At 66.9% G+C, this 4,677-nt stretch carries 5 protein-coding genes and 1 tRNA gene; 4 read left to right on the forward strand and 2 right to left on the reverse strand.

What is annotated here, in order from left to right:
* Together AB4Y84_RS13670 and AB4Y84_RS13675 are read left to right on the forward strand one after the other, a co-directional pair.
* A partial coding sequence (locus tag AB4Y84_RS13670; protein WP_442250289.1) for a two-component system sensor histidine kinase NtrB occupies nt 1-1,093 on the forward strand: 1,093 nt, incomplete at its 5' end.
* Nucleotides 1,090-1,449, forward strand: a complete 360-nt coding sequence (locus AB4Y84_RS13675) for a response regulator (protein ID WP_442250290.1) — start codon at nt 1,090-1,092, stop codon at nt 1,447-1,449. The genes AB4Y84_RS13670 and AB4Y84_RS13675, both read left to right, overlap by 4 nt.
* Nucleotides 1,450-1,711: 262 nt before the next feature.
* Here AB4Y84_RS13675 and AB4Y84_RS13680 read toward each other — a convergent pair whose 3' ends face one another.
* Entirely contained in the window at nt 1,712-2,176 is a 465-nt protein-coding gene (locus AB4Y84_RS13680; protein WP_312786624.1) for a GNAT family N-acetyltransferase, read from the reverse strand.
* Nucleotides 2,177-2,221: 45 nt separating this feature from the next.
* Nucleotides 2,222-2,298, reverse strand: a tRNA-Arg gene (locus AB4Y84_RS13685).
* A 185-nt stretch (nt 2,299-2,483) separates the two neighbouring features.
* Here AB4Y84_RS13685 and amaB point away from each other — a divergent pair.
* The gene (gene amaB, locus AB4Y84_RS13690; RefSeq protein WP_248148690.1) at nt 2,484-4,016 is read left to right on the forward strand and encodes an L-piperidine-6-carboxylate dehydrogenase; all 1,533 of its coding nucleotides are present in this window, start codon (nt 2,484-2,486) and stop codon (nt 4,014-4,016) included.
* The coding region (locus AB4Y84_RS13695) for an SDR family NAD(P)-dependent oxidoreductase (protein ID WP_442250291.1) at nt 4,016-4,677 on the forward strand (662 nt) is incomplete at its 3' end. The genes amaB and AB4Y84_RS13695, both read left to right, overlap by 1 nt.

The following is a 4,677-nucleotide window of genomic DNA, read 5'->3' on the forward strand; positions in this document are numbered from 1 at the left end:
GATCGACAGCGTGCGCGACCATGCGCTTTACCTGCTGGATCCCGATGGCATCGTCTGCAGCTGGAATCCCGGCGCCGAACGCATCAAGGGCTACCGGTCGGAAGAAGTCATCGGCACCCACTTTGGACGCTTCTACCTGCCAGCCGATCGCGATGCCGGCGAGCCGCAGCACCTGCTGCGACTGGCGGCGGAAAGCGGACACCATGCCGCCGAAGGCTGGCGGGTGCGCCGTGACGGGTCTCCGTTCCGTGCCAGCGTGGTCATCGAGTCGGTGGTCGAGAACAGCGAGCTCGTAGGCTTCGTCAAGATCACCCGCGACATCACTGAACAGTGGCAGGCGCAACGGCTCCTGCGCGACGCGCAGCGGGCGCTGCGCCAGACCCAGCAGTTCGAGACGGTCGGCCAGCTCAGCCGCGGCCTTGCCCATGAATTCAACAATCTGCTGACCACCATCGTCAACGCGCTGGACCTGCTGTCCGCACGCATGGGTGATGACGAGCGTGCCAACGCCCTGCTCACCACCGCGCAGGCGGCCAGCGATCGTGGCGCACTGCTGACCCGGCAGCTGCTGGCCTTCAGCACCGGGCAGACCCTGATCCGCGAAACGCTGGATATCAATGCACGGATCCGCGACTGGTTGCCCGCCCTTCAGGCCACCTGCCCTGCTGGCGTCACCCTGGAAACCGCACTGGCTGCGGGCCTGCCTGCCATACTCAGTGATACCGTGCAGCTGCAGACGGCGCTGACCAACCTGGTCGGCAACGCCGCGGATGCCACCGTTGGAGGCGGTCGGGTACTGATCGCCACCGCGCTGGAACACCGCATGGACCCCGACGCCGACACATCCCGGCAACGGACCTATGTGACGTTGAGCGTCTGCGATGAGGGCCACGGCATGGCCCCGGACATCGCCGAACGCGCGACCGAGCCTTTCTTCACCACCAAGGACATCGGCAAGGGCAGCGGCCTGGGCCTGAGCCAGGTGTTCGGATTCACCACCCAGAGCGGCGGCTTCGTAGACGTGTCCACCACGCCCGGTGTTGGCACCACGGTCAGCCTGCTGCTACCCGCCACAGAGGAACCCAACCCATGACCGATGATCCGATCCGCGTACTGATGGTGGAGGACCAGACCGATCTGCGTGAGATGATCGGCCTGGCCCTGCGCGACTTCGGCATCGACGTGGCGACCACGGCGGATGCGCAGGAAGCGGTCGCCCTGCTGCAGGGCGGCACGYGTTTCGATGTGGTGTTCAGTGACATCAGCATGCCCAACGGCATGTCGGGCATCGAGCTGAGCGAGCATGTGGCACGGGACCAGCCGCAGGCGCGGATGATCCTTTCCTCCGGCTACGCACGCTCGCAGTTGCCGCCGTTGCCCGAGCAGGTGGAATTCCTGCCCAAGCCTTACCGGTTGCGACAGCTGGTGGAGCTGCTCAGGCAGGCCTGAGTCACCGCTGCGACGCCAGGCATGGCTTGGCGTGCCGCGCTGCTACCAAGGCACGAAGAGCAGGATCAGCACGATCACCAGCAGCACGGCGGCGACGGTCAGCAGCACGTTGCGCTGGCGCCACGAAGGCTTGGGGGTGCCGGGGGTATTCATGGGGGCGCTCCTTGGCAACCGGTGGGGACGGCACCAGACTGCCGAGTCCGCTTGCAGCAGCGCGTGCACAGGATGTGCAGCGGGAGTGCAGAGCCGTGCCCTTTCCCGCTCAGGTTGTACGGCGGGCCATGAACAGCAGCTCCGGCGTGGATGCGTCTTCGCTGGCGACAAAGCCGAGGTCGCGGTACAGCGCCACGGCCACCTGATTGTCCCTATAGACCTTCAACGTCAGTTGCACTGCAGCGGTGCGGCGAGTGGCTTCGGCGCACAGTGCGGTCATCAGCACCCGGCCCAGGCCACGGCCGCGCGCCTGCGGCGACACGATGATGCGCCCAAGGTGGGTGCTGCCAGGGGCCGTCTGCCAGTACTGGCCAAAGCCCACGCAGGTGCCGTCGGCGTCCAGCAGTGCCCGGCCCGGGCGATCAGACAACGCCAGCGCAGCGGCAAAAACGTTGGCAGGCAAGGGAAACGGCACACCGGGGCCGGCCCAGCGCAGGGTCGCCCCTGGCGAGTCGAGCCAGCCAGCGATGACCGCGAAATGCGAAGGGTGGACGGGCTGCAGAACGTGATCCATGGCGCCGGCATTGTGGCGGGCACGAGCCGATGCACCCGACGTGGATGGTGACCCCGGCCCGATTCGAACGGGCGACCTTCCCCTTAGGAGGGGGACGCTCTATCCAGCTGAGCTACGGGGCCATGCAGCCGCCAAGTTTACAGGCAAGCCGCCCTGCCCTCCAAGCTTTCATCTGCCACACCATAGCCACTGGCGCGGCGCACCATGGCCAGTCCGGGCGCTCTGCTACCATCGGCGGCTCAGTTCGTCGCGCCCCCACCTGCCCGCGGCGGCACCAAACACAACGTAACGAAACACAGGAGTCTGCATGTCTTCCGAGCTGCTCAAGTCCCTTGGTCTGGACGCGATCAACGCTGGCACCTACCTGGGCAACGGGGAGTGGTCGAGCGCTACCGGTGGTGAACTGATCACCCCGATCAATCCGACCACGGGCGAGCCGATCGCGCAGGTCCGCGCCACCACCGAAGCCGAGTACGAAACCGTCATCGCGCGCGCCCAGGAAGCCTTCAAGGTCTGGCGCACCACGCCGGCCCCGCGTCGCGGTGAAGCCGTGCGCCTGTGTGGCGAAGCGCTGCGCAGGAACAAGGACGCCCTCGGTTCGCTGGTCGCGCTGGAAATGGGCAAGAGCAAGCCTGAAGGCGACGGTGAAGTGCAGGAGATGATCGACATCGCCGACTTCGCCGTGGGCCAGAGCCGCATGCTGTACGGCTACACCATGCATTCCGAACGCCCCGGCCACCGCATGTACGAGCAGTACCAGCCGCTCGGCCTGGTCGGCATCATCAGCGCGTTCAACTTCCCGGTGGCGGTGTGGGCATGGAACTCGTTCCTGGCCACGATCTGCGGCGACATCTGCCTGTGGAAGCCGTCCAACAAGACCCCGCTGACCGCCATCGCCTCGATGCGCATCTGCAATGAAGCGCTGCGCGATGCCGGTTTCCCGGATCTGTTCTTCCTGATCAACGACGCCGGCACCGCGCTGTCGGAAAAGATGGTGGCCGACAAGCGCGTGCCGCTGATCAGCTTCACCGGCTCCACCCAGGTCGGCCGCACGGTCGCCGAGAAGGTCGCGCACCGCCTCGGCCGCTGCCTGCTGGAACTGGGCGGCAACAACGCGATCATCCTCGACGAAACCGCCGACCTGAAGCTGGCGATTCCYGGCATCGTGTTCGGTGCGGTCGGCACCGCCGGCCAGCGCTGCACCACCACCCGCCGCCTGATCGTGCACGAATCCATCCATGACGACGTGCTGGCCACGCTGGTCAAGGCGTACAAGCAGGTGGAAGGCAAGATCGGCGATCCGACCGACCCGGCCAACCTGATGGGCCCGCTGAACAGCGACGGCGCCGTGCAGCAGTTCCTGGCCTCCATCGAAAAGGCCAAGGCCAGCGGCGGCACCATCGAAACCGGCGGCACGCGCATCGACCGCGCCGGCAACTTCGTGCTGCCGGCCATCGTCACCGGCCTGAAGAACAGCGATGAAGTGGTGCAGCACGAGACCTTCGCGCCGATCCTGTACGTGATGAAGTACAGCACGCTGGACGAAGCCATCGACATGCAGAACGGCGTGCCGCAGGGCCTGTCGTCCTCGATCTTCACCACCAACCTGAAGACCGCCGAGCGCTTCCTGTCGGCGGCCGGTTCGGACTGCGGCATCGCCAACGTCAACATCGGCACCTCGGGCGCGGAAATCGGTGGCGCCTTCGGTGGTGAGAAGGACACCGGCGGTGGTCGTGAATCTGGCTCGGACGCATGGAAGGTCTACATGCGCCGCCAGACCAACACCATCAACTATTCGGATTCGCTGCCGCTGGCACAGGGCATCAAGTTCGACCTGTGATGGCGGAGAGCGCCTCCCCGCGCGACGGCCGGCCGGTGATCGATTTCACCGGCCGCCGGGTGCTGATCGCCGGTGGCAGCAAGGGCATCGGCCGCGAACTGGCGCTGGCCTTCGCTCGCGCCGGTGCGCAGGTGTCGGCCTGCGCCCGCGGGCAGGCGGGGCTTGACGCCCTGCAGGCCGATGCGCAGGCCCAGGCCACGCAGCTGCACACCTTCGCCACCGATCTGGGCGACCTCGGCCGCATCGGCGCCTGGCTGCAGGCCGCTGCCGATGCGCTCGGCGGCATCGATGTGCTGGTCAACAACGCCACCGGCTACGGCATGGCCGATGACRAAGACGGCTGGGCCGCCAGCCTGCAGATCGACCTGATGGCGGCGGTCCGCGCCTCGCGCCTTGCGCTGCCGTGGCTGCGTGCCTCGTCCGATGCCTGCATCCTCAATCTGTCCTCGATCGCCGCGCAGCAACCGCGTCCCGGCGGCGCACCGTATGCAGCGGCCAAGGCCGCGCTGTCGCATTACACGACGTCGCAGGCCCTGGCACTGGCGCCGGACCGTATCCGGGTCAACGCCATCGCACCGGGCTCGATCGAATTTGCCGATGGCCTCTGGGATCGACGTCGTGTCGAAGATCCCGCCCTGTACCACGGCACCCTGGCGAAGAT

It is taken from the genome of Stenotrophomonas sp. 2YAF22 (genome assembly GCF_052114665.1).
Taxonomy (GTDB): Bacteria; Pseudomonadota; Gammaproteobacteria; order Xanthomonadales; family Xanthomonadaceae; genus Stenotrophomonas; species Stenotrophomonas indicatrix.